23 protein-coding genes are annotated in these 24,475 nt (G+C 55.4%); 14 read left to right on the top strand and 9 right to left on the bottom strand.

The features are described 5' to 3' along the window. Positions 1 to 162: 162 nt before the first annotated feature. The 5 genes from dnaN (at position 163) to JRG72_02060 (ending at position 6,579) form a co-directional block, all read left to right on the top strand. The gene (gene dnaN, locus JRG72_02080) at positions 163 to 1,326 is read left to right on the top strand and encodes a DNA polymerase III subunit beta (GenBank protein ID MBW2134011.1); all 1,164 of its coding nucleotides are present in this window, start codon (positions 163 to 165) and stop codon (positions 1,324 to 1,326) included. Positions 1,327 to 1,417: 91 nt separating this feature from the next. Beyond that, complete coding sequence (gene gyrB, locus JRG72_02075) at positions 1,418 to 3,799, top strand: DNA topoisomerase (ATP-hydrolyzing) subunit B (protein ID MBW2134010.1); 2,382 nt, start codon at positions 1,418 to 1,420, stop codon at positions 3,797 to 3,799. A gap of 59 nt (positions 3,800 to 3,858) precedes the next feature. Then, positions 3,859 to 4,269: a hypothetical protein gene (locus tag JRG72_02070; protein ID MBW2134009.1), complete on the top strand. Its 411-nt coding sequence runs from the start codon at positions 3,859 to 3,861 to the stop codon at positions 4,267 to 4,269. Positions 4,270 to 4,368: 99 nt separating this feature from the next. After that, complete coding sequence (locus JRG72_02065) at positions 4,369 to 4,938, top strand: redoxin domain-containing protein (protein MBW2134008.1); 570 nt, start codon at positions 4,369 to 4,371, stop codon at positions 4,936 to 4,938. A gap of 123 nt (positions 4,939 to 5,061) precedes the next feature. Beyond that, complete coding sequence (locus tag JRG72_02060; GenBank protein MBW2134007.1) at positions 5,062 to 6,579, top strand: cobyric acid synthase; 1,518 nt, start codon at positions 5,062 to 5,064, stop codon at positions 6,577 to 6,579. 121 nt (positions 6,580 to 6,700) lie between these two features. On the opposite strand, the gene pyrF is transcribed toward JRG72_02060, so the two are convergent. Beyond that, positions 6,701 to 7,417 (bottom strand): orotidine-5'-phosphate decarboxylase, encoded by a 717-nt coding sequence (gene pyrF / locus JRG72_02055; GenBank protein ID MBW2134006.1) that lies wholly within the window; start codon positions 7,415 to 7,417, stop codon positions 6,701 to 6,703. Positions 7,418 to 7,597: 180 nt separating this feature from the next. Here pyrF and JRG72_02050 point away from each other — a divergent pair, with 180 nt between their 5' ends. From JRG72_02050 to JRG72_02040, 3 genes are all read left to right on the top strand, one after another. After that, positions 7,598 to 8,458, top strand: a complete 861-nt coding sequence (locus JRG72_02050) for an extracellular solute-binding protein (protein ID MBW2134005.1) — start codon at positions 7,598 to 7,600, stop codon at positions 8,456 to 8,458. Between the two features lie 222 nt (positions 8,459 to 8,680). Beyond that, positions 8,681 to 9,283, top strand: coding sequence for an ABC transporter permease (locus tag JRG72_02045; GenBank protein ID MBW2134004.1), 603 nt, complete (start codon positions 8,681 to 8,683; stop codon positions 9,281 to 9,283). A 1-nt stretch (position 9,284) separates the two neighbouring features. Further along, positions 9,285 to 10,025, top strand: coding sequence for a phosphate ABC transporter ATP-binding protein (locus JRG72_02040; GenBank protein MBW2134003.1), 741 nt, complete (start codon positions 9,285 to 9,287; stop codon positions 10,023 to 10,025). A gap of 8 nt (positions 10,026 to 10,033) precedes the next feature. On the opposite strand, the gene JRG72_02035 is transcribed toward JRG72_02040, so the two are convergent. The 5 genes from JRG72_02035 to JRG72_02015 all read right to left on the bottom strand — a co-directional run bounded on the left by JRG72_02035 (position 10,034) and on the right by JRG72_02015 (position 14,600). Beyond that, positions 10,034 to 11,092 (bottom strand): ABC transporter ATP-binding protein, encoded by a 1,059-nt coding sequence (locus JRG72_02035; protein MBW2134002.1) that lies wholly within the window; start codon positions 11,090 to 11,092, stop codon positions 10,034 to 10,036. A 2-nt stretch (positions 11,093 to 11,094) separates the two neighbouring features. Next, positions 11,095 to 11,931, bottom strand: coding sequence for a carbohydrate ABC transporter permease (locus JRG72_02030; GenBank protein ID MBW2134001.1), 837 nt, complete (start codon positions 11,929 to 11,931; stop codon positions 11,095 to 11,097). Positions 11,932 to 11,982: 51 nt separating this feature from the next. Then, positions 11,983 to 12,876 carry a sugar ABC transporter permease gene (locus JRG72_02025; protein ID MBW2134000.1) on the bottom strand — a complete coding sequence of 298 codons (894 nt, stop codon included), beginning with the start codon at positions 12,874 to 12,876 and terminating at the stop codon, positions 11,983 to 11,985. Continuing rightward, entirely contained in the window at positions 12,869 to 14,128 is a 1,260-nt protein-coding gene (locus tag JRG72_02020; protein ID MBW2133999.1) for an ABC transporter substrate-binding protein, read from the bottom strand. Before JRG72_02020 ends, JRG72_02025 begins: the two co-directional genes overlap by 8 nt. A gap of 106 nt (positions 14,129 to 14,234) precedes the next feature. Further along, complete coding sequence (locus JRG72_02015; GenBank protein MBW2133998.1) at positions 14,235 to 14,600, bottom strand: hypothetical protein; 366 nt, start codon at positions 14,598 to 14,600, stop codon at positions 14,235 to 14,237. Between the two features lie 188 nt (positions 14,601 to 14,788). On the opposite strand from JRG72_02015, the gene JRG72_02010 reads away from it, so the two are divergent. Next, complete coding sequence (locus JRG72_02010; GenBank protein MBW2133997.1) at positions 14,789 to 14,947, top strand: hypothetical protein; 159 nt, start codon at positions 14,789 to 14,791, stop codon at positions 14,945 to 14,947. Between the two features lie 24 nt (positions 14,948 to 14,971). Further along, complete coding sequence (locus tag JRG72_02005; GenBank protein ID MBW2133996.1) at positions 14,972 to 15,673, top strand: metallophosphoesterase family protein; 702 nt, start codon at positions 14,972 to 14,974, stop codon at positions 15,671 to 15,673. Here the strand turns inward: JRG72_02005 and JRG72_02000 are convergent. Continuing rightward, a complete protein-coding gene (locus JRG72_02000; GenBank protein ID MBW2133995.1) occupies positions 15,624 to 16,139 on the bottom strand; it encodes an NUDIX hydrolase in 516 nt (171 codons plus the stop codon). The two genes, JRG72_02005 and JRG72_02000, sit on opposite strands and share 50 nt — an antisense overlap. A gap of 241 nt (positions 16,140 to 16,380) precedes the next feature. Between JRG72_02000 and fusA the strand changes: the two genes are divergently transcribed. The 3 genes from fusA to thiL all read left to right on the top strand — a co-directional run bounded on the left by fusA (position 16,381) and on the right by thiL (position 19,975). Continuing rightward, complete coding sequence (gene fusA / locus JRG72_01995) at positions 16,381 to 18,432, top strand: elongation factor G (protein MBW2133994.1); 2,052 nt, start codon at positions 16,381 to 16,383, stop codon at positions 18,430 to 18,432. A gap of 103 nt (positions 18,433 to 18,535) precedes the next feature. Next, complete coding sequence (gene ndk / locus JRG72_01990) at positions 18,536 to 18,955, top strand: nucleoside-diphosphate kinase (GenBank protein ID MBW2133993.1); 420 nt, start codon at positions 18,536 to 18,538, stop codon at positions 18,953 to 18,955. Then, on the top strand, positions 18,956 to 19,975 hold the full coding sequence (gene thiL, locus JRG72_01985; GenBank protein MBW2133992.1) for a thiamine-phosphate kinase: 1,020 nt from the start codon (positions 18,956 to 18,958) through the stop codon (positions 19,973 to 19,975). A 35-nt stretch (positions 19,976 to 20,010) separates the two neighbouring features. On the opposite strand, the gene JRG72_01980 is transcribed toward thiL, so the two are convergent. Together JRG72_01980 and JRG72_01975 are read right to left on the bottom strand one after the other, a co-directional pair. Further along, positions 20,011 to 21,306: an adenylosuccinate synthase gene (locus tag JRG72_01980; protein ID MBW2133991.1), complete on the bottom strand. Its 1,296-nt coding sequence runs from the start codon at positions 21,304 to 21,306 to the stop codon at positions 20,011 to 20,013. A gap of 70 nt (positions 21,307 to 21,376) precedes the next feature. Continuing rightward, the gene (locus tag JRG72_01975) at positions 21,377 to 23,629 is read right to left on the bottom strand and encodes an adenylate/guanylate cyclase domain-containing protein (GenBank protein ID MBW2133990.1); all 2,253 of its coding nucleotides are present in this window, start codon (positions 23,627 to 23,629) and stop codon (positions 21,377 to 21,379) included. A gap of 287 nt (positions 23,630 to 23,916) precedes the next feature. Between JRG72_01975 and JRG72_01970 the strand changes: the two genes are divergently transcribed. Continuing rightward, entirely contained in the window at positions 23,917 to 24,474 is a 558-nt protein-coding gene (locus tag JRG72_01970) for a CvpA family protein (protein ID MBW2133989.1), read from the top strand. The last annotated feature ends 1 nt before the right edge of the window (position 24,475 follow it).

Below are 24,475 nucleotides of genomic sequence, written 5' to 3'. Positions count from 1 at the left end.
TGCGGGTGTTCAAAATCATCCTCAAAGGTCAATAAGACGAACCTGGATGTCGATAATTTATGCAATTAAATAAACTAGTTGAATAGGTTTTCGGCAAATGTTAACAGCTTTATTAAAATAATTATATTTATATAAACAATTAAAAAAATCAGAGGAAAACTTATGAAAGTACAGATTGACCGGGATGTGCTGTTACAGGGAGTAAGCCGGACTCAAGGGATCGTCGACCGGCGGGGAACCTTGCCCATTCTGGGCAATTTGTTGTTTGGAGCTGAAAAAGATCAGGTAAACATCTCGGCCACTGATCTGGAAGTCAGTTTTCGTGGGTCTTATCCGGCTCAGGTCCAGGAGGAAGGCCAGCTCACGGTTCCCGCCATTAGTTTTTTCAATATTATCCGTGAATTGCCGTCTGCTCCCCTCGACCTCCAGGATACTGACAATGCCAATCTGATTATTCAGTTGGGAGAAGCGCGTTATCAATTAATGGGTTTGCCGGCCGACCAGTTTCCGCCGCTCCCCACCGCCGAAACTCAGCAATTGGTGGCCTTTGAAACCCAGATGTTAAAGGAGATGTTCGACCGGACCAGCTTTTCGGTTTCCGGCGATGATATGCAGTATCATCTGGCCGGAGTTTATGTGGAAAAAATTACTGAAAATGATATAATAAAGTTACGTTTGGTGTCGACTGACGGTCATCGTTTATCTCTGATTGACCGGGTCTTTGCCGGCGCAGAGCAATTCGGCTTTGCCGAGGGGGTTATCATTCCCCGCAAAGGCATAGCCGAGATGCAGCGGCTATTAGCCGACGGGGAACAAGGTTTTCTGGGACTTGATCGCAAGACTCTGATCCTAAGGCAGGATAACAAATTTCTTTATGTCCGTCTGTTGGATAAAAAATTTCCGGATTACCGTCGCATTATCCCCTCAGAGTTTCGCCTTCGGATCGTTTTACCGCGGCGGGAGCTCTTCGAGGCCTTAAAAAGACTTTCCCAGCTTTCCAGTGACCGCTTCAAAGGGGTGATTTTAAAATTTAACCAAGACATGCTGGAGATCCAGTATGTTAATCCCGAGGTCGGCGAGGGCCGGGAGCGGTTGCCGCTATGGGTGCCGAAATCCGGGGCCGCGGTGAGCGAGGCTGAAACTGCTGACCAGGAGGCGGAATTTCCTATCGAAATCGGCTTTAATGCCCGGTATCTGTTGGAACCTTTGGGGGTTATGGCCAGCGATCGGGTGATCGTGGAGATTAATGACAAAGATAAACCCTGCCGTCTGCAGGGGGAAAATGACCCGGATTATTTCTGTATTATTATGCCCATGAGTCTGTAACCTTAACCGAACGGTACAACTAGTGGATGTTAACATCAAAGAAGAAATAGAGCAGCATCTTTTAACCACTGAATCAGATAAACTATCGGGAATCACTGATTACGGAGCCGATAAAATCCGCGTTCTGGGCGGTCTGGAAGCGGTCCGGCAACGCCCGGCGATGTATATCGGCAATACCGGTCCTGAGGGGCTGCACCACCTGGTTTATGAGGTGGTCGATAACAGTATTGATGAAGCCTTAGTTGGTTATTGCAATAATATCCTGGTAATAATTCATCCCGACAACAGTGTCACGGTGGAAGATAATGGCCGAGGCATCCCGGTTGACCTCCACCAGACCGAGAACCTGCCGGCAGTGGAAGTGGTGATGACCAGGCTGCATGCCGGGGGTAAATTCGACCATAAAACCTATAAAGTCTCAGGTGGACTCCATGGGGTTGGGGTGTCGGTGGTCAATGCCCTGTCCGAATATCTCGAGGTCGAAATTCGTCGGGACGGCAAGGTCTATCACCAGCGTTATGCAAAAGGTTTTACGGTCAGTGCGCTGGAAGTCACCGGGGAAACCAAGCGCCGGGGAACCAAAATTACCTTCAAGCCCGATAGCGACATCTTCCCAGACCCGGTTTTCAATTACGATACCCTGGCCAGGCGCCTGCGGGAACTTTCTTTCCTTAACCGGGGGGTCCGCATCAACCTGGAGGATGAGCGTCAACTCCGGAAAAATGAATTTTATTATGAAGGCGGTATTCAATCTTTTGTTACTTTTTTAAACCGCAATAAGACTCCGATTCATGACGAGCCCATCTATCTGTCCGGAGAACGCCAGGAGGTCAGCATCGAGGTCGCCCTGCAATATAATGATACCTATAATGAGCAAATTTTTACCTACGCCAATAATATCAATACCCGGGAAGGGGGCAGCCACCTGAGCGGCTTTAAAGCTGGCCTGACCCGCAGCATTAATCAGTATGCCAGCAGTAGTGATCTACCTAAAAATTTAAAAGAACATCTGAACGGCGACGATGTGCGGGAGGGGTTAACCGGGGTGATCAGTGTCAAGCTCCCCAATCCCCAGTTTGAAGGGCAGACCAAAACCAAGCTGGGTAACAGCGAAATCAAGGGGCTGGTCGAGAATCTGGTCTATGAAAAACTCTCCACCTATCTGGAGAAAAATCCTGGTATTGCCCGCCGTATTCTGGCCAAGGTGGTGGACGCCGCCCGGGCCCGGGAGGCCGCCCGCCGGGCCAAGGAGCTGGCCCGCAAAAAAGGCGGCCTGGGAGAGTTGACCCTGCCGGGTAAATTGGCCGATTGCCAGGAACGGGATCCCGCCCTTAGGGAGCTGTACATCGTGGAAGGGGATTCCGCCGGGGGTTCCGCCAAGCAGGCCCGAGATCGCCGCTTTCAGGCTATCTTACCCCTGAAAGGCAAGATTCTCAATGTTGAGAAGGCCCGTGACGATAAGATGCTCCAGAGCCAGGAAATCCGCACCCTGATCACCGCCCTGGGGGTTGGTATCGATAAAGACCGGGAAGATCTGGACCGCTTACGTTACCATCGCATTATCATCATGACGGATGCCGACGTTGATGGCTCCCATATCCGCACCTTGCTGCTGACTTTTTTCTATCGTCGCATGGAGGATTTGATCAAACAGGAACACCTCTATATCGCTCAACCTCCCTTATATCGTCTCACCCGGGGGAACGAGAAAATCTATCTGAAGGATGAGGCCGCTTATAAGTCCCATCTCCTGCACCGCGGGGTGAGCAAAAAAAAATTGCAGCTTAATAATGGCCGGGAGATCTCCGGCCCGGCCCTGATTCAGTATCTGGGGCGAGTCCTGACCTATCAGGAATCCTTTCACAGGTTCGAAAAACGGGGGGCGGATCGGGAGATTCTAAAAAAGTTCATCGATCTCGGTCTGACCGAAAAGGAAATTTTGCGGGATCGGCCTAAATTAGAAGCCCTCGCCGAAATTTTGAAAGCTGAATTTTCGTTATCGGTCCAACTGGAAACCGACGAAGAGCACCATGCCTGGAAACTTTTGGTAGCCCCGCTGGAGCAGGGGGCGGCTAATCCCAGCCTCATCGATTGGGAATTATTAAGTGGCAGCGATTTCCAGTCTCTGGTCCGTCTGCGGCGGGGCTTGGCCGAGTTGCGTCAGCCTCCCTATCTGCTCCAGGAAGGCGCTCGACAATGGGAAATTGCTACCCTCGAGGAAGTACTTGACCTTGTGCTCGAAGAAGGTAAAAAAGGCCTCACCGTGCAACGCTTTAAAGGACTGGGAGAAATGAATCCGGAGCAACTGTGGGAGACCACCATGGATCCCGAGACCCGGACACTCCTCAGGGTCAACATTGAAGATGCAGTGGCGGCTGATGAAATTTTTACAATATTGATGGGGGATAAAGTCGAGCCGCGGCGGGATTTTATCCAAAACAACGCCCTGGAGGTCACTGAACTGGACATTTAAACTGAATCCGGGGACCAGGGACAATCTTATTACCGGATCAACCCAAGGAGGGCTTAACCATGAAACGCAAGGCCACGTACAAAGTGACGGTAACCCGACGCGAGATGCTCCATGTGGGCGATGTTCCTGACCATACCCTGATGCTCACCGAACTGGAAGGGGAGCCGGTCGAGTACCAGGTGGGAGTGGCAGGGGAATTCGTCTCCCGCCGTAGCGTCGGCTTTCATGACCGGATCAAGGGGAGTGGCCCGATGCAGGGCTATGCCATCACCACCTTCGAGGAGGGCCAGGTCTACAGCCGCTTTGAGGGCCACCGGGACGCCCAGACCAAACTCACTACCGGCACCTGGAAGACCTATAAGGGCGTGGGTAAATTGAAAAATGTTAAAGGCCAGGGGAATTTTACCGTCAAGCCCGCTGACCAGCCCGGGGAGTTTCTGCTCGATATCGAAGGCGATTACGAGCTGTAGCATGGCCTCAGCCATCATATCTTGGGGGACGTGGTAGTTTCGCAGACCCCTACCCCCTCTCCCAAACCCACTCCCCCAACCGCTCAAGGAAAATTTAGAATGAGACCACGGCACCGGCAAAACAAACTCGGATTAATAGTTTTGCTATCAATAGCCATTTATTTGGGCTGGTTCTGCTTGCTACCTGCCAGGGCGCAAGCCTTGAGCGTTGGTCAACCGGCTCCTTTTTTTAGCGTAGAATCGGGAACCCAAGACAGACTGACCCTGGATATGGTGAAAGGTAAGGTAATAGTTCTTTTTTATGAAACCAAAGAAATGGTCAAAAAGAATAAAGAGCTAAAAGACAACCTAACCGAGTTTTATCATTCCCAACCGGAAGCGATACAGTCAGAGGTAGTAAGATTGGTGGTTATAAAATGTACAAGTGCCCAATGGCCAACCACAATATTCTGGAAAAATAAATTATATGAGAGTTCACGGCGGCAGCATTTGACCATCTACGGAGATTGGACCGGCAAAATGTTTGCTGATTATCAGATGCGAGATAATGAAAGTAACTTTATAATCATCGATAAAGAAAGTATCGTTAGGTTTGTAAAGACCGGAAAAGTGGAAACCAAGCTCATCCCGGAAATCAAAGACCTCCTTCTCCGACTTGTAAAAAAATAGCCGGCCTCAACAGGGGTGCTACCGCCGTCCTCGATTCACACAACCGATTTTGCCTGCAAATATTCAAAACTATTTTGGGGCTGAGCCGTCGCATCAGCATCAGACCAGAATAAGGCAGCCTCTATGAAATATCGTCCCCTGATGGTCCTGGGCACTGGCTCCGATGTCGGGAAGAGCATCATGGTCGCTGCCCTGTGCCGCATTTTTTATCAAGACGGCATCCGGGTGGCACCCTTCAAGGCTCAGAACATGGCCCTGAACAGCTTCATTACCGCTGAGGGCGCGGAATTGGGGCGGGCCCAGGTGATGCAGGCTCAGGCGGCCGGCCTGGCCCCGCAGGTGGATATGAATCCGATCCTGCTCAAGCCTTGCATGGGGCGGGGCTGTCAGGTGATCGTCCACGGCAAGGTCCGTGCTAACCTTGGGCCCGATGATTACTATGGGCAAAAACCACGACTGGTCCGCCAGGTGATGGCCAGCTTCCGCCGTCTGCAAGAAGCCCATGAGCTCATCATCCTGGAGGGCGCGGGCAGTGCCGCGGAACTGAATCTAAAGAAAAGTGATCTGGTTAATTTCAGTATGGCCAGGCGGGCCGGGGCCGCAGTGCTGCTGGTAGCCGATATCGATCGGGGCGGGGTGTTTGCCGCCACTATCGGCACTTTCCACCTGTTGACGCCCAGCGAGCGCCGCTTGCTCGCAGGATTTATAATCAACAAGTTGCGGGGCGACGTGTCCCTGTTTGCCGAGGGAGTCAGAATCATCCAGGTTCGAACCAAGAGGCCGGTTTTTGGCGTGGTGCCTTTTATCCCAGATCTCAATCTCCCCCAGGAAGACAGTGTGGCTTTGGATCAGAAGTTGGGGCGCTGTCCTCGAAACTTGACGGCCGCCCTGCAGATAGGGGTACTGCGCTTGCCGCATATCTCCAATTACACCGACTTCGACCCCTTGGAGCAGGAACCAGATGTCGCCCTGCATTACCTTGATCATCGCCACGACCTGAAGGCAATGGATCTGGTCATCATTCCAGGCACCAAAAATACCATTGCCGACCTGGGCTATCTCAAACAGTCCGGCCTTTTCCAGCGCCTTAGAGATTATGCCAGTAATGGTGGTCACCTTATTGGCATCTGTGGCGGTTACCAGATTCTGGGTCTTGTAGTCAAAGATCCGCTGGGGGTCGAGGGGACGACACCCGAGGCGGAAGGTTTGGGATTGCTGCCCTTAGTGACCACCATGGCTGGGGATAAAACAACCACCCAGGTTGAGGCCCGGGTGACCGGCTTGCCTGGCTCCGTTGCTTTACTAAGGGGATATGAAATCCACATGGGGATTACAGAGGCGGTTGGCCCCGGCCAGGCTGTGTTTGAAATCTGTCGACGCCTGGGTGAGTCGGTATGGGTGCCAGACGGCTGGATCAGCCCGGACCAGCGCGTTTGGGGCAGCTATCTCCACGGTCTGTTTGACAACGATGACTTCCGTCATTCTCTTCTGCAACAATTCCGGGCGCATAAGGGTTTAAGTGGGGAGCTAACCTCCGCCTTTAACTTTGCTAACGGCCTGGAAGCTGAATTCAATCGGCTGGCCGACATTGTTCGCCGCCATCTCGATCTGGATCACATCCGGGGGTTGATTAAGCCCTGATGTCAGAAAATTAAAAACCTTAAACTGTAAACCCTATAAATCACTCTTCCGCCCGCCACAGCCTGACCATTTGAATATCCTATGCAGTTTTCCATAGAAAACAGAAAAGGGTTATGAACCTTCAGGGCAAGGCCTGTTCGATCTCTTCAACCACCCGCCGAGCTGCTTCAACCGGGTTGGCAGCCAGTCGTATCGGTCTGCCGACCACGATATAGTCGGCTCCGGCCCGGATGGCTTCATAGGGGGTGACGATGCGTTGCTGATCATCGCCAGGCACCGTACTCCACTCCGGACGGATGCCGGGGCAAACGACCAGGAAATCTTTCCCAAAGCGTTCTTTGACTGCCTTAACTTCCCGCCCCGAACAGATCACCCCGCTACAGCCGGCCTCCTTGGCAAACTGCGCCCGTAACAAGACCAGGTCGGTGGGATTCAAGGAATATTGCCGGTCGTATCCCAGGGCCAGCAGATCATCGGGGTTCAGACTGGTAAGCACGGTGACGGCCAGGAATTTAACCCCATTCTGAAAACTATCGATGGTCTCCCGCAGCAATTTCTGGCCTTGCTCGCAATGCACCGTAAAAAAAGAAACATTGTTGAATAATTGCTGCTGCGCGGCCCTGAGGGTGGCGGGGATGTCACTGAATTTCAGATCCAGGAAATAGCCGCGCGGAAACACCGCGGCCATGGTCTGGAGAAATGGCAGGCCTTCGGCCACAAACAGCTCCAGACCCACCTTAAAAAGGCCGACCCGGTCCTGAAGTTGCTCAATCCAGCCTAAGGCGTCTTCTCGGTTCGATACGTCTAAGGGAAATATCAAACGATCCTTAGGCTCCATGATAGCTCCTTTTCGCCCATACTGGTTAACGCCATTATAGAGAATATCAATTTAAAATCAAAGCTTATTAGCATCCCGAGGGGCCTGGTCGATTATGGTTGCTTTCTATGCTTTATATGACATATTATGGGTTATTCCAAACGGAATTAATCTTCTTCTCGATAGGAGGCCTTGAAAGCGATGGGAAGGAGGAAATTCAGTTTGCAATGTTTTAGCTGGCTGTTGGCGGTATTACTCGTGGTTGCCGGGCTGATGTCAGTTCCCCCGGCCTGGGGCGAAGAGCGGATAACCTGTGCTTCTACTACCAGCACCCAGAACAGCGGCTTATTTGATTATATGTTGCCGGTTTTTCAAAAGCAGACCGGCATTAAAGTGGCGGTGGTGGCGGTGGGCACCGGCCAGGCCCTGGAGATGGCCCGTCGCGGCGATGCCGATGTAGTTTTGGTCCATGACCCCGGGGCGGAGAAAAAGTTTGTCCAAGAAGGATACGGCATTAATCGCCGCCAGGTGATGTATAATGATTTTATCATCGTCGGCCCGTGCGTGGACCCAGCCAAAATCAAAGGCTTGAAAAATGCCGCGGAGGCTTTCCAACGGATCGGCCAGGCCGGGTTTAAATTCGTCTCCCGAGGTGATAAGTCGGGGACGCATAGCAAAGAACTGCTACTCTGGGAAAAGGCCGGTCAGAAGCCGCAGGGCCATCAGGATTATCTGGAGGCCGGACAGGGCATGGCCAGCACCCTGCGCATGACCGATGAAAAGCAGTATTACACCTTGGTAGATCGGGGCACCTGGCTGTCCAGCCAGGATCGGGAGCATCTGGACTTATGCCTGATGGTCGAAGGCGATCCCTTGCTTTTCAACCAGTATTCGGTGATCGTGGTCAACCCCGCCAAGATTCCCCATGCCAAAGTCAAGGCGGCCACCAAGTTTGTGGATTGGTTAGTCTCTCCGGCCGGTCAGAAACTGATCGGTAGCTTTAAGGATAAGAAAGGCAATCAACTGTTTCATCCCAATGCGCAGGAGGGCACTAATAAATAGTGGCCATAATACGCTACTCTTTTTTTACTTGGGGGATGGCTGAGGTGATGGGAGGCCCGGAGGACCGCCGGCCCCCTCTCCAAAGAGCCTTGTTTCCTGACCTGACTAATACCACTGAACAGGAGAAGATAAGTAACCACTATCTGGCAAGGAATAATTCACAGCCTGGCCCTTCTGATCAGCGGCGACCCAGAGCTGTATGCCATTATCGGCCGGTCGTTGATGGTCTCCGGCAGCGCGGTGGCCCTGGCCGCTATCCTGGGCGGCAGTCTGGGTATCTGGATCGCCATGACCCCCTTTCGGGGACGGCGGCTGCTCATCAATGTCCTCAACACCATGATGGGGCTGCCGCCGGTAGTGGTGGGTTTGGTAGTCTATTTATGGTTATCCCGCCGCGGTCCTTTGGGAGCACTGCATTTGCTGTTCACCCCAGGGGCCATGATCCTGGCCCAGACCATTTTGGCGTCCCCCATCGTGGCCGCGTTGACGGTCAGCGCCCTACTTAGCGTTGACCCGAAAATCCGTGATAAAGCCATTTCGCTGGGGGCCACCGAACGCCAGGCCGCCTGGGTGGTAGTCCGGGAAGCCCGGTTTGCCCTGATGGCGGCGGTGATTGCCGGATTTGGCCGGGTCAACGGCGAAGTCGGGGCAGTGATGATGGTGGGCGGCAATATCGCCGGCTATACTCGGGTGATGACCACCACCATTGTCCTGGTTACTTCCCAGGGCCGGTTTGAACTGGCCATCGCCTTGGGCCTAGTGCTAATCGGCCTGGCTTTCTTGATTAATCTGTTGCTCCAGCTATTGCAGGGCGAAGGGGGCTAGAATGGCGCGACCACCGGTTCTGGCTGCCGAGGCAGTGTCGCACTGGCGCAACGGGATTCAGATAATAGACCTGATTAATGCTCAATTTGAGGCTGGTCGGGTCTATGCCCTGGTCGGTCCCAACGGGGCTGGGAAAACCACCCTGCTGCGCTTTTTGGGCCTTTTGGAAAAACCGGGAGAGGGGCGAATTTTGCTTAACGGGGTCGATGCCACCCGCCAATGGCCCGATTGTCTGGCCCTGCGGCGGCAGATTGGCTTTATCCATCAGCATCCGGTGCTGTTTCGGACTACCGTGTTCGAAAACGTGGCCGCCGGTCTCCGCTTTCGGGGGCAGACCCGCTCTCAAATCCGCTCCCAGGTTCAGGACATCTTGTTTTCCTTTGGCCTGTCCCACCTGGCCCGACGACCGGCCGCGTCCCTCTCCGGCGGCGAAGCCCAGAAGGTGTCGCTGGCCCAGGTCACGATCTTTGCCCCGGAAATTCTCCTCCTGGACGAACCCACGGCCAGCCTTGATCCGCGCAACACCTTTGAAATCGAAGAGCTTCTGAATTCTATTAATCAGCGCTATGGGACCACCATCGTGCTGGTGACCCACGATCTGGGCCAGGCCGCACGGCTGTCCGACGAGTTGATCTTCATGTGCCAGGGGCAAATAGTCGAATCCGGCCCCACTGCCCGAGTATTAAATAACCCCCGTGAGGCGCGCACCCGGCTTTTCCTGTCCCGCCAGCTGGTGCTTTAGAGTCATTATTAGAGGCGCTCTCCAGTAGGATGCCGAAAGACATGGAAGCCGTCGGGGGCAAGGGTGATCCAGACGGTTTGCCCGGAGTGATAGCCGGGCGCGGCCTGAGTGATGGCCCGCACCGGCAGGCCACTCCGCTCAATGGTCAGGATAGAGGCGGCGCCGCTGTATTCTACTAACTTAACCGTTGCTTCCCAGGCCCCGGAGACCGGAGTCGGAGAAACCTGGACCTCTTCCGGGCGGATACCGAGCCACACCTGTTCTTCTTGAGCAGCAATCGATTGCCGCGGTAGGATCCAATGCGGCGATAGCTGCCAGCCCTGTTCCTGGCGGGTGGCCAGCCAGAGGTTCATGGGCGGGCTACCGATGAAGCTGGCCACCAACCGATTGGCCGGATGTTGATAGAGCTCCCTGGGCTTGCCGACCTGTTGCAACCGGCCGTTGGCCAGGACGGCCACCCGATCGGCCAGGGTCAGCGCCTCCATCTGGTCGTGGGTGACATGGACCACGGTGGCCTGCAGTTGGCGCATCAGCATCTTTAATTCAGCCCGGGTGCGCTCCCGAAGCGCGGCGTCCAGGCTGCCCAGCGGTTCGTCAAATAAAAAGATTTGCGGCCGCCGCACGATGGCCCGGCCCAGAGCCACCCGCTGCCGCTGGCCGCCGCTCAACGCCCTGGGTTTGCGGTGGAGCAAACCATCGATCTCCAACATGGCCGCCACTTTGCCCACCCGCGGCCCGATCTCGGCCCGCGGCACCCGCCGCAGTTTCAGCCCTACGGCAATGTTGTCAAAGACAGTCATGTGGGGATAGAGGGCGTAACTCTGAAAGACCATGGCCATATCCCGGCGCTCCGGCGGGACGTTGGTGATATCTGCCCCATTCAGAAAAATCCTTCCCCGATCAGGAACCTCAAGCCCGGCAATAAGACGCAATAGGGTGGATTTACCTGAACCCGAGGGCCCCAAAAGGGCAAAAAACTCTCCCTCCTCGACGACAAGCGAGATCTGGTCCAGAACCTGTTCAGCACCAAATTTTTTGGAAATATTTTCGACGACCAGTTTAGCCATTTTCAGCCCTTCAAGGCTCCGGCCGTGAGGCCACTGACAATCCAACGTTGGAAAATCAGGATTGCCGCCACTACTGGGGCGGTAGTGGCCACCACCGCGGCGCTGATCGGTCCCCAGGGAATCTCGTAAAGACTGGTGCCAGATAACAGCGCCACCATTACCGGCACCGTGCGTTTGGCCGGGGTGGTAATCAGGGCCAGGGCGAACAAAAATTCATTCCAGGAAAAGATAAATACCAGGATGGCGGTGGCGGCCACTGCCGGGAGTGACAGAGGCAGAATAATGCGGGACAGGATGCCCAGAGTCGAAAAGCCGTCCAGTCGGGCGGCTTCCTCCAATTCGCGCGGCACTTCTCGAAAGAAGGCAGTGAGTACCCAGACGACAAAGGGCAGGTTCAAGGCGGCGTGGCTTAAAATTAAGATCAGATAGGTGTTCAACAGGCCCAGCCGCAGGGCGACCTGATAGAGCGGAATCAATAGGACCGCCGGGGGGAATAGGGCTGCGGCCAGGATGGCTTTTTCCACCAACCCGGCCCGGGGATGACGGAAGCGGGCCAGGGCATAAGCCGCCAAGGCCCCCACCACCAGGGCCAGGGCGGTGGCTCCCAGCCCCACCAGCACACTGTTGGCGACATAAACTCCGAAGGCTCGCTCCACCAAGACCGTGCGGTAGTGTTCCAGGGTGAAGTTATGCGGCCATAAAGTCGGCGGCGCGCTAAAGATCTCGGGGGTCGGCTTCAGCGAAGTGCCCAGGGTCCACAACAGCGGCACCAGGTTGAAGCTGAGAAAGGCCAACAGAATCGTGGCTAACAATAGCCTTTTTACCATTGCCTGTGCCATCTTATTTCTTGGGAGAGGTGGAGGCGGCGGTCCCCTGCTCCTCCCCTCCAATTAACCTGTTAAATGCCCGGAGTAATAGCTCTCCCGCGGCCGCAGCCGTAGCAAGAGCAATACTACCAGGAGCAATAGTACTGCCATGAATATGGTTAAAGTCGCCCCATAGCCCAAGTCCAGGTAGCGGAACACCTGATCGTAGATATACAGGGCCAACATCTGGGTGGCATTGGCCGGACCGCCGCCGGTCATCACCCAGACCAGATCAAAGATGCCCAGGGCGGCGATTACCCGGAAAACCACGGCCAGCACCAGATAAGGACGCAACAGCGGCAGCGTAATGCGGAGAGAGCAGCTAAACGGTCCGGCGCCCTCCAACCGCATGGCCTCATAGAGTTCGGCGGGAATGGTCTTAAGCCCGGCTAATAGTATCAGGGCCACAAAAGGGGTGGTTTTCCAGACATCGGCCAGGATGACGGAGATAAAGGCCTCAACCGGGGTGGCCAGCCAGGCCTTGCCCCCTTCCAGTAGGCGCAGGTCCATAAGCAAGCGGTTGAGAAGGCCATAAGTATCATTATAAATAAGGCGCCAGGCCGCGGCCATGACCGCGGTCGGCAAGGCCCAGGGCAGCAGGGCCAAAGCCCGACAGGGCCCCCCGGCCAATGGGGTGGCGTTTAATGCCAGGGCTGCAGCAAGCCCCAAGAACAACTCCAGAATTACCGACAGCCCGGCAAAAATCAAGGTATTGATCAGAGGACGGGCCAGATTAGGATCGCTTCCCAAACGGAGATAATTTTCCCCGGGGACTCCGAGGGAAGGGGCGACCAGCGAACCGGTAAAGAGGCTGAAATAGACCGTAGCCAACAGGGGCAACACCAGAACCAGCAGCAGGAGCATTAAGGCCGGGGCCAGCAAGAGGTAAAAGGCGCGGCAGGGCACAATTCTAGCCATCAGACTCCCCCAGCACCACCCGGATTTCCTGGGCCGCGGTCTTAATGGCCGCCTCCGGCGACAACTGGCCTATCAGCGCGGCACTTAGGCGGACCTGGAGAATGTCAGAAATGCGCGCATAAAGCGGGTGAACGGGCCGCGGTCGGGCCTGCGCCAGGATGGTTCTCATGACCTTAAGATAAGGACTGGTCCGTAAAAGTTCCGGGTCATCATAAACCGACACTCGGGCCGGCAACAGACCAGTCAGTTGATGCAGCCGTTTCTGATTTTTTCCTTCAAGACAATGGCGGATAAAAGCGTAGGCTGCTTCCGGATGCCGGGAATAGACCGAGATGCCAAAACCCCAGCCTCCCAGGGTCGGGGTGGACTGGCCGCGGGGACCATGCGGCAAGGCATAAAGGCCGAATTTACCGGCCACCGGGGAAGAGGGGGAATTCATAAGTTTTACAGCATAGGGCCAATTGCGCATAAACACCGAGCGACCCTTCTGGAACATCGCCCGGGCCTCTTCTTCCTGATAGGTGGTGACGCCCGGCGGGGCCACCGCTGGAGGGGTCAGCAGATCTCGCATCCAGCGCAAAGCCGCTACCGCGGCCGGTTGGTCCAGCACGACCCAACCCCGAGAATCCAGCAATTCTCCCCCCCACCCTCGCAAGACTTCCAGAAAATTTACTACCAGGCCTTCATATTGCATTCCCTGAAAGACATAGCCCCAGCGTCGGGGCGGCTGCATCAACTGGCGGGCCGCCTGGGTGAGCTGGTTGAAGGTTTGCGGCGGCGGCAGGTGAGCCTGGGACAGGAGATCCGTGCGGCCATAGAGTACTCCGGCGTCAGTGCGCAGCGGTAGGCGATAAAGCCGCCCCTGAAATTTACTGGCCTTCAGGTCGCCGGGAAAGAGATCAGCCAAAATCCCAGGATCAACCCAGTCGTCCAGGGGAAGCAGCCAGCCGGCCTGAGCAAACTTAGCCAGCCAGGTAACGTCTAAGAAAATCAGATCATAAGTAGGGTCCTGGGCCAGCAAAGCCATGGCATAGAGAGACTCCCGGGTATCAGTGTTGTTGGGTCCTTCGATCAGGTTTACCCTGTATCCCGGGTGTTGCTGTTCAAAGGACTGAATCAGGTATTCCCAGGCTCCCCCCACATCCGGCCGGTCCATAAATCGCAGGATCACCGCCTCGGATGAGGGGCGGCAGCCACTTACGATCAGTAACAGGAGCAGGCACCGGAGGGTGCCGGTTATCATTTGGAGCATTTATCAGGTTAATTTGAGAAGAGGGCAGGGATCGCCAAGCCCCTAACCTCCTGAGGATGTGTTACTCAGCAGACGGTCAGCGCCGTACTCGGCTTTAAGTTTGCCATCAGGCGTGAGGGATAAGCCGGATAAAATATAAGGTCCCGAAAGCGCCTTCGGCTCCGACCTGATGGCTGTGGCTATCATAATGGCTGATCCGCGCTTCCAGGTAATCTTCATCCCGACCGATGCTGGTGGCCCAATCCCAGTCTCCCCCGCAGGCATAAACCATGGCCTGCAGCATGGCAGCCCCGCCATTCCGGGCTGTGGGGTCGAAGGCATAGACCGCCCCGCACTCACAGCGTCCTCCCTCGAATTCATACCATTGCTCATCCTCAATCTCCGCGGGTGGCTCAATTTTCCGGTCGCAGAAAGGACAGCGGGGCGGGAAGGTTCTGGCTCTTTGTCTTCCCAATAGATGTTCCCAACGCATTGATTTATCCTCCTCTCTCTAAGCATAACACTTAAGGAGATTTTTTCCACCCCTAAACCTGGAAGCCAGGGTATAATGTCAAAAACTGACCCTGACGCTAGATTTTATGATTTTGCAGGCTATTGACAGTTGCTTGAGGAATGTTTAAAAGAAGTCTGAGTCTATTAATGAGAACAGGGAGGGATTATATGGCCGAAGTCAGGATTCCCTTTTCGGATCAGGAACAGCAGAAGGTAGAGACCATCGTTATCGACAAGGATAAAGATGAGGCCCTCAAATATCTGGCCGATTTGCTGGATAAAATTAGGGGTCACCCAGGACATGCCTGCGGTCCCAAGGTAGTCTGAGGTTTAAGCCCCAGACCAGCCCCGTTGACTGCCAGACGCGAATTGACGGCGGTTAATTCAGGTAATCGGCCAATTCTGGCATTGGTTTCCGATACTCATGGATATGAGGCCGGTCTGCCGCGGTTATTTGAATTATTCCGCCGTCACCACATCCAGCGTCTGGCCTGTTTGGGGGATTGTGAGGCGGAGCCGTTTGACTGGTGGTTGGACCTGGCACCCGGAAATGAGCTTTATTGGGTTTATGATGTGGATGGCGCTGATCATCCGCGGGCGACCCTGACCAACCGGGCTCTGGCCCTTAATAACCGCATTTTTTTGGCCCACACCCGGGCCACTGCCTTCGATTATTTTAAACCCCAGATTAAGGCCTATAAACAGGCCCGCCCGTTAGGCCGCCCCCCCTTGCTGATCTGTCATGGGCACACCCATACCCCCTGTGTGACCCGATTCGGCCGCACCCTCAACAATCTGCTCTACATCCATAGCGTTGCCCGGCCTTATCTGTTTCGACCGTGGCGAGAATGCCTGCAACTGGCCCTGGACACCGTTTATTTGATCGTCCCCGGGGCCTTTACCATGGAGGAGGGCCGCTATCCCACCTTCAGTTTTGCCATCCTGGATCTGGAGCACCACACCGTGGAGATGATTTCTTTGACTGACCTCCAAGACTTGGAGACTATGCAACTGGCTTGTGCGCCAGCTCAGCCAGAACCAGGCGGTCGGTAGGGAAGGCCAGGTTTTCCGGCAAGTTCTGCAGATTAAAAAAGGTTACCTGATCCAGATCGTCCCCGGCGTGGAGGCGGCCGCCGACCACGGTGCCGGCGAACCAGATGCCCACCGTGAGACGGTCGGGATCGTGAAAGTTGGAGTGCACTGCTACTATCTCGCCCAGGACGACGGCCAGGCCGGTTTCCTCTTTAAATTCCCGGACGGCAGCTTGGTGCACCTCTTCCCCCCATTCCACATAACCGCAGGGGATGCACCAGGTCCCGGCATACTGACCCCGGGCCCGGCGGCCCAAGAGAATTTGTTCTCCCCGGCGGACAATCACCGCTACTCCCACGGCCGGATTGAGATAAACGGTGCGACCACACGCCTGGCAGACAAGGCGCTCCCGATAACCCCGGAGCCGTTTTTCCAGAGGCTGGCCGCAACAGGGGCAAAATCGAAAGGCGGTCGGATTACAGGACATGTTTATTCCTAAAGGTTTTATTGTAATCGGCACGAGCCTGGTCAGGTCCTTTAAAACGGCTAATTTATAACCCCTCTGCCCTCCTGATCAAAGCAAAAAGAGCGGCGTTTGCTCGGCCGTTGACCATTAGTAGCTTAATTTATTGATATAATTTGTTAAATATGCAGATACCGGTTGACACCGGTCAGAAAATAACCTAAATAAAATTGGGTCTGGACGTGACCTTGTGGGGACATGAAAGATGGCGGGTGAGGCCAGGATAAAAAAAATCCGCAATATCGGCATTATTGCCCATATCGATGCGGGGAAAACGACGCTAACCGAGCGTATCCTCTATTACACGGGTCGGACCTATAAAATGGGGGAAGTCCACAACGGCGCGGCGGTGATGGACTGGATGCCGGAAGAGCAGGAGCGTGGCATTACCATTACCTCGGCAGTAACCACCTGCACGTGGAAAGGCGCCACCATCAACCTCATTGATACTCCGGGCCATGTAGATTTCACCATCGAGGTGGAACGGTCTTTGCGGGTCTTGGATGGAGCCATCGGGGTCTTCTGTGCCGTGGGCGGGGTCGAGCCCCAGTCGGAGACTGTCTGGCATCAGGCCGACAAATATCGGGTTCCCAAATTGGCCTTTATAAACAAACTCGATCGCATCGGGGCTGATTTCTGGGCCGCGGTGCAAAGTATGCGGGATAAGTTGGGCGCTCATCCTTTGGTGCTGACCATCCCCCTGGGTCAGGAGGACCAGTTCCGGGGAGTGATCGATCTCCTGCAGCAACGGGCGCTCCTCTGGCATGATGAAACCCTGGGGGCGACTTATGATCTAACTGATATCCCAACAGAATTTCAGGCCGAGGCCCGGGTGGCGCGGGAGTCTTTATTAGAAGCGCTGGCCGAAGTCGATGATGATTTCATGGAACGCTATCTGGCCGAAAAGCCATTGGAGCTGGAAGAAATCCAGGCCGCTCTGCATAGGGCCACCATCAGCCTCAAAGGGGTGCCGGTCTATTGCGGGGCCGCCCTGAAGAACAAAGGCGTCCAACCCCTGCTGGATGGCATTGTCCGTTATTTACCTAATCCCATTGAAGTCGCTGCCATTACCGGGGAAAACCCCCAAACCAAAGCTAAAGAAACCCGTCCGGCCCGCGATGACGCACCGCTGGCCGCGTTGGCCTTTAAGATCATGATGGATCAGGGGCGGCGGCAGACATTTGTGCGCATCTATTCCGGCATCCTGAAGACCGGCCAGGAGTTATATAATCCGGTTAAAGACATCACCGAAAAGGTGGCGCGGATTTTACGGCTGCACGCCAACAAACGGGAACGGCTGGATGAGGCCCGGGCCGGCAGTATCGTCGCGCTGATGGGTCTGAAAGCCACCACTACCGGCGACACCCTGTGCAGTGCTGACCACCCCATTATCTTAGAACCGATTTCTGCCTATGTTCCGGTGATTTCTCTGGCGGTTGAACCCAAGACCCGCGAAGATCAGGGAAAATTCGCTCTGGCCCTGAGCCGGCTGGCCGAAGAAGACCCTAGTCTGCGGGTCCAGACCGACGAGGATACCGGTCAGACTATTTTGTCCGGGATGGGCGAACTTCATTTAGAGGTTCTCATTCATCGTCTGAAGCGGGATTTTCAAACCGAGGTTACTGCTGGCCAGCCTCAGGTGGTATATCGTGAAACCATTGCCCGAACCGCGGAGGAAAGCGCCGTCTTTGACCGCGAACTGGCCGGTAAGCATCATTATGCCCAGGTTAAATTGCGCCTCTCCCCCCGGCCTCGGGGCACAACCAACCTGTTCATCTCCCGGTTGGCGGATGATCATCCAGCCGTCGGCTTGGTTCCATTAATCCAGGCCGCGGTAGAAGAAGCCCTGGCCGCGGGGCCGGCCTTTGGCCACCCGATGACCGATGTCCAGATTGAGTTGCTGGACGCCGAAGTCCGGGAAGGTCAGGCCAGTGATATGGCCTTCCGGGTGGCCGCCATGCTGGCGGTCAAACAGGGCTGCCAGGCGGCCCAACCGCTCTTGTTGGAACCGATCATGAAAGTGGAAGTCATTGCCCCCGAGGAGTTTATGGGAGAGGTGATCGGTGATTTCAATGCCCGTAAAGGCAAGATTGAGCAACTCCTGCCCAAAGGGCCGGTAGGAGTGCTTTCGGGCACAGCCCCATTGGCGGAGTTATTCGGCTATTCCACTGACTTGCGTTCGGCCACCCAGGGGCGCGGCACCTTCACCCTGCAGTTTGACCACTACGGTGTGGTAGAGCGCCGAAGTACAGCTTAAATTTAACGACTATTCAGTCTAATCTTGGAATAGGGGGTAGGCCGGCGGTTCTCCGGCCCGCCCCTCCGCTTAACCTTAACTTTGGTAAGGAGATGGCACTTACATGGCAATCGAACAGACACTATCGATCATTAAACCGGATGGGGTGGCTCAGGGCCTGATCGGCGAAGTGATCAGTCGCTTTGAAAAAAATGGCCTGAAGATTCGGGCCCTGAAAATGGTGCATCTCACCAAGGCCCAGGCCCAGGCCTTTTATGCCGTCCACCGGGAGAAGGGTTTTTATGACAGTCTGACCGATTTTATGAGTTCGGGGCCGGTGGTGGTGCTCATCCTCGAGGGCGAGTCAGCGATTGAGGGCAACCGCCAGCTAATGGGGGCGACTGACTACCGGCAGGCAGCGCCCGGCACCATCCGGGCCGACTTTGCCTCCTCCATTGAGCACAATATTGTCCATGGCTCTGATAGCCGCCAGGCCGCCCTTACTGAAATAGCATTTTTCTTCAACCACTTGGAAAAATTCTAGATGCCCACTTGGCCTTTAGGGGAATGGGCCATAATACAGCAACTGGCCCAGGTGTTCGGCCTCCCGCCCATTGAGGTGGTCCAGGGCATCGGCGATGATTGCGCGGTCCTGGCGCTAAGCCCGGAGCGTTATCTGCTGTGGACCATAGACAGCCTGATCGAGGGGGTGCACTTTGACTTGGGCTACACCACCCTCAGACAACTGGGCCGCAAAGCCCTGGCCGTCAACCTGAGCGACATCGCCGCCATGGGAGGAGAACCACAATATGCATTACTTTCCCTGGGATGGCCCCCGAAACGGGAATTAAGCGGGGCACTCGAAGTCGCCGCCGGTCTTCAGGAGATCGCCAAGCAGTACGGGGTGAGCATCATTGGCGGGGATACGGTCCAGTCCCCTATCGGTCTGACCCTTAGCCTGACGGTCATCGGCAGTGTCAACCCAGGGGAGCTGCTATGCCGCCACGGGGCCCAGGTAGGGGATTTGATTTATGTCACCGGTCCTTTGGGAGAGGCCGCCGCCGGGCTGGAAGTGCTGCGTCGGGGCACGGCGTTGCCGGCAGAAACACAGGCAGTCTTACTAAGGGCCTTTTTGGATCCGACGCCGCAATTGCGCGCCGCCCGCGTCCTGGCCCAACATCATCTGGCCACGGCCCTGATCGATCTTTCCGATGGGGTGGCCACCGACCTGTATCATATCTGCTGCCGGAGCCGGGTCGGGGCTCGCCTGCAGGCCGACCGCATTTTGATTTCTACTGCGGTTCGCCAAGCCGCCGAGATTTTAACCCTAGATCCCCTGAACCTGGCCCTGAAGGGCGGCGAAGATTATCAGCTGCTGTTTACGTCCCCAGCCCGCCAGGAAAGCCAATTGCAACGCTGCTTCCAGGCCGCGGCCCTGCCGTTGCCCTGGACCATCGGCCGGATCATTGCCGGAGAACGGGTTTACCTGGAAACCCCGCAAGGGGAAGAGGATATCTCGGGGGCCGGGTTTGACCATTTCGCCCCTTCCGCCCTGACCGAATAAAAGCCATTGCGGGAGGCCGAGAGATATCTGGTCGACTAACTCTGGAAGGGGTTCTGAAGCATAATCGTCTGTTCCCGATCGGGGCCGACCGAGATGATCTGAATTGGCACTCCGACCAGGGCGGTGATCCGCTCCAGATAGGTGCGGGCCGCAGCCGGCAGGTCCTGATAATTGCGGACGGCGCTGATGTCTTCCTGCCAGCCCGGCAGTTCTTCAAAGCACGGTCGGCATTTTTCCAGGGCTTTCAAAGAGGCCGGGACGCTGTCCAGGCGAGTGCCGTTAAGTTCATAGGCCGTACAGATTTTTAACGGGTTGAGGCCGGTCAGGACATCGAGTTTGGTAATCGCCAGGCCGGTCAGACCGTTGAGACGGGCAGCCTCGACCAGCACGACGGCATCCAGCCAGCCACAGCGCCGTTTGCGGCCGGTAGTCGCGCCAAACTCCACCCCTTTGACCTGCAGATGTTCTCCCACCGCATCGTGGCATTCGGTCGGGAAGGGCCCGCCGCCGACTCGAGTGGTGTAGGCTTTAACAATACCTAATACCAGGTCTAAGCGCCCCGGGCCGATACCCGCGCCGGTACAGGCCCCGCCAGCCACTGGATTGGAGGAGGTGACAAAAGGGTAAGTGCCATGATCGATATCCAGTTGGGTGCCTTGGGCCCCCTCAAAAAGGATATTCTTTCCTTGGCGAGCAGCCTGGTCCAGGATTCGAGAGACATTGGCCACCAGCGGCTGCAGCCGCGCCCCCATGGCGGTATAAGGTGGAAGGATTTCCTGGACTTCCAATGGCTGAGCGTCCAAAAGTTTTTGCAGATAAAAGTTCTTTTCGGGCAAGTTGGCCTCAACCTTGGCTTTCAAGGCTTCCGGGTCAATCAAGTCAATCACCCGGACGCCGTGACGGGCAATCTTATCCTCGTAACAGGGGCCGATACCGCGGCCGGTGGTGCCGATTTTGCCAGTGCCCTTGGCCCGCTCCCGGGCCAGGTCGAGGCGCTGGTGATAGGGCATGATGATGTGGGCTTTTTCGCTGATTTGCAGGTTTTCCGGTCCGAGGGCGATCCCTTCCGCCTTTAGGGTGTCGATCTCCGCCAGCAAGACTTCTGGGTGTATAACCACGCCATTACCGATGAGGCATTTTTTCCCCGGACGGAGGATGCCGGAGGGAATCAGGTGAAAAATGAATTTTTTACCCTTTACCACCAGGGTATGACCCGCATTATTGCCGCCCTGATAGCGAACTATGAGCTCGGCATATTCCGCTAACAGATCAACGATCTTGCCCTTGCCCTCATCGCCCCACTGGGTGCCCACCACCACCACACTGGCCACAGCTCAACCTCCTTTTCTCAAAACCAACTCTATTTAAAATATTTCACCTGGCTTGTCAACTAAAGGAAGGTTATTTTTCGGTCAGGGTGGCGGCTCCGTCCCAATCCGGGGGGGGCGGGGATTGGGCAAATTGGCGGCACCGGGAGAGCAATTGCCGGGCCGGAACATCGGAGGGGTGAAAAGATAAGCAATCGGTCAGAAGTTTTTCGGCCAGTTCCCATTGGCGTTGCCGAAAGGCCGCCAGAGCCTGATGAAAAGTCTCCAGGAATTGGGCCTCAGCATCTGTAGGCAACCCTTGGCCCCGGACTTCAAAGATACTGACCGGGACTCGTTTGCCTTTGACCCGGACACGGTCCACTTCGCGCAAAATAAAGGAGTTCTGCAAACGCTTAGCGGTATATTCGCTGACCAGGATTTCGGTTCCGTATTGTTTGTTAAGACCCTCCAGGCGGGAAGCCAGGTTAACGTCATCGCCGATGACGGTATAATCAAATAACCGTTCCGAACCCATGTTGCCCACTGACATCAGGCCGGAATTGATACCCACCCCGATTTGGATCTCCGGCCAGCCGCGCGGCTGCCATTCCTGGCAAAGTTGTCTTAGGGCCGCGGTCATTTCCAGAGCCGTCTGGACGGCCCGATCGGCATGCTCGGGGAGATCCAAGGGAGCCCCATAAATGGCCATCAGGGCATCGCCGATATATTTATCGACCGTGCCGCCATGCTTGAAGACGATTTCGGTCATCGGGGTCAGGTAAGCGTGGAGCAGGCTGACCAGGGTTGCGGCCTCCATCTGCTCGGCAAGGGTGGTGAAGCCCCGGATGTCGCTGAACATTACCGTAAGCTCGCGTTTTTCGCCGCCGAGCCGCAATTTCTCCGGATGCTGCAGCATTTCGTTGACCACCTCCGGGGCGACAAAACTCTGGAACGCGGCCCGGATGCGGCGGCGCTCCCGTTCCTCGGCTAAAAAGCGCATCAATGTAACCCCGACATACACCGTAGCCAGACAGTTAAGGGGATAGAGCATTTGCAGGTGAAGGCGATGACCAGAAAACAGGTAAAAGCCTACCATGATATACGCCATCACCATGACCAGGAAAAGGAAAAGACCTCTTGCCGCCCGCAGCCGGGGCAGCCACCAGCCCAACAGCAAACTCAAACCAATCATTGCCACCAGGTCGAGCCGAAACGCCCTGGCAGAGCTCCGCAGGTAATCCTGCTGTAAGATGTTGTCGATGACCGTGGCTTGGATTTCCACTCCGGGATAAACGCTTTCAAAAGGAGTTATACGAATATCGTAGATTCCGACCGCGGTCGCCCCCACCAGCACAATTCGATCCCGAAAGACCGTCAGCGGCACTCGCCCCTGGATGACGTCGACAAACGAGTAGTACTTGAAGGTCCGGGCTGGTCCCCGGAAGTTGATCAGGAAGCGCCCATAATTATCCACTGGAATCCGCCGGGTTCCCAATCGCAACTGGCTGACCCCGTGGTCGGCAATGCTTATGCTCAAGGGCGGGTTGCCAAAATATTGCTGGAGGACACCCAGCGGCAAAGGGGCAACCAGTTGCCCACGATATCTAATCACCAGCGGCAGCCGGCGGATGGTGCCGTCATTATCCGGGATGGCATTGAAATATCCGGTCCGAGCCGCGGCGGCCATCAGCCGGGGAATATTGGTCTCAATACGCCGGGCGGTTAATAGAGGAAACCGCCGCGCCGCGGGTGATTGCCAGCGGACCAGGTTATAGGTCGAAGATTTCAGTAATTCCGGTGGAATCTCCATCTCCGGGCCGCTTTCCGGATATTTTTGGCTTCCCAGGCCCGGGAAATAATATCCCAGAACCACCGCTCCTTGTTGACTTATTTCCCGAGCCAACTCCCCATCGGGATCAGCGGTTTTTTCCTGCTCCTGCAGCCAGGTCTGGAAACCGGGCGGCCGCCAGCCCTGCCGGTCAACCTCTGCCTGAAGTTTTTTAAGGACCTGTAGTCCGGCTTCTTCCTCTTTTTCGGCAAAAATCATGTCAAAGCCCACTACCCGGGCCGGGGCCTGACGCAGACAGTTCACCAGTCGGGTTATCTGCCGCCGCGACCAGGGCCACCGTCCCAGGGCCTTGACGCTGGCATCATCAATGGCGACGATGACTATATCGGAACCGGGAGACACCACCCCGCGCACTTGGAACATCAGATCATAGAACTTGAGTTCAATTATTTTAATAAAGTTCGGCTCCCAGGCCATGAGTAACATATGACCCAGAATTATCCAGACGGCCAGTTTCAAGTAGCTGAGCCGAAATATTTTCTGGACCAGGGGCAGCATCCCAGCAAATTCTCCTTCATACCTGTAACTTTCCCCTGCAAGTCTTCCTTATACGAGGGAGGAAAACCAAGGGGCCAGGGTTATTCCGGGCCTTAAATAATCTATTGTAATTATCACTGCTTAGGTGGAATAGCAAGGTAAAAAAATTATCAGCGAAATATTGGTGAAAAGGGCATGGGTGGCAAAGTTTAGATGCTGAGGTCCTTTGCTGCTCCGGGTTTTTGATTGACGCGGAGGTTATTTGCTGTTAGGCTACCTTATCTAAACTCACCATCAATTAGATCCTGATGAACTTACTCGATCTGGGTATTTTGATTGTCTTGCTTCTGGTTGGCCTTAGAGGTTATTATCGGGGGCTGTTCCAGGAACTCTCCGTAATTGTGGGGTTATTAGGAGGGCTTCTGGTCGCCGCCCATCTTTATCTGCGCTTAGCGCATCTCTTCCAACCGTGGATAAATAATCCCCTCTACTGCCAGATTCTGGCCTTTATTACCATCCTGATCGCGGTTTACTGGCTGACTCGTATCTTAGGCCATCTGCTGCAACGGGTATTGGCCCGCCTCTATTTGGGAGGGCTGGATCGTTGGCTGGGATGTCTTTTTGGACTGGCCAAGGGGATGCTGATCCTCGGATTTCTGCTGACCGCCTCGCAGTTGGTAATTCCTCATGATTCCCAGCTGCTTAAGGAATCTCGAACCGCCCCCTACCTGAGAACTTTTTTCTTTCAGGCGGTTAATTTACTGCCGGCCGATTTTAAAGCAGGGCTGACCGAGCGAGCCCGTATTTTAGAAAAGCAATGGGGTCAGCCCGCGCCTCCGGCTGATCCTGCAGAGGAGTCTGAATAAT

It is taken from the genome of Deltaproteobacteria bacterium, from assembly GCA_019309545.1.
GTDB lineage: Bacteria > Desulfobacterota > Desulfobaccia > Desulfobaccales > Desulfobaccaceae > Desulfobacca_B.
Note: the sequence above shows the minus strand (reverse complement) of the source record. Positions and strands in the feature narration are given on the sequence as shown.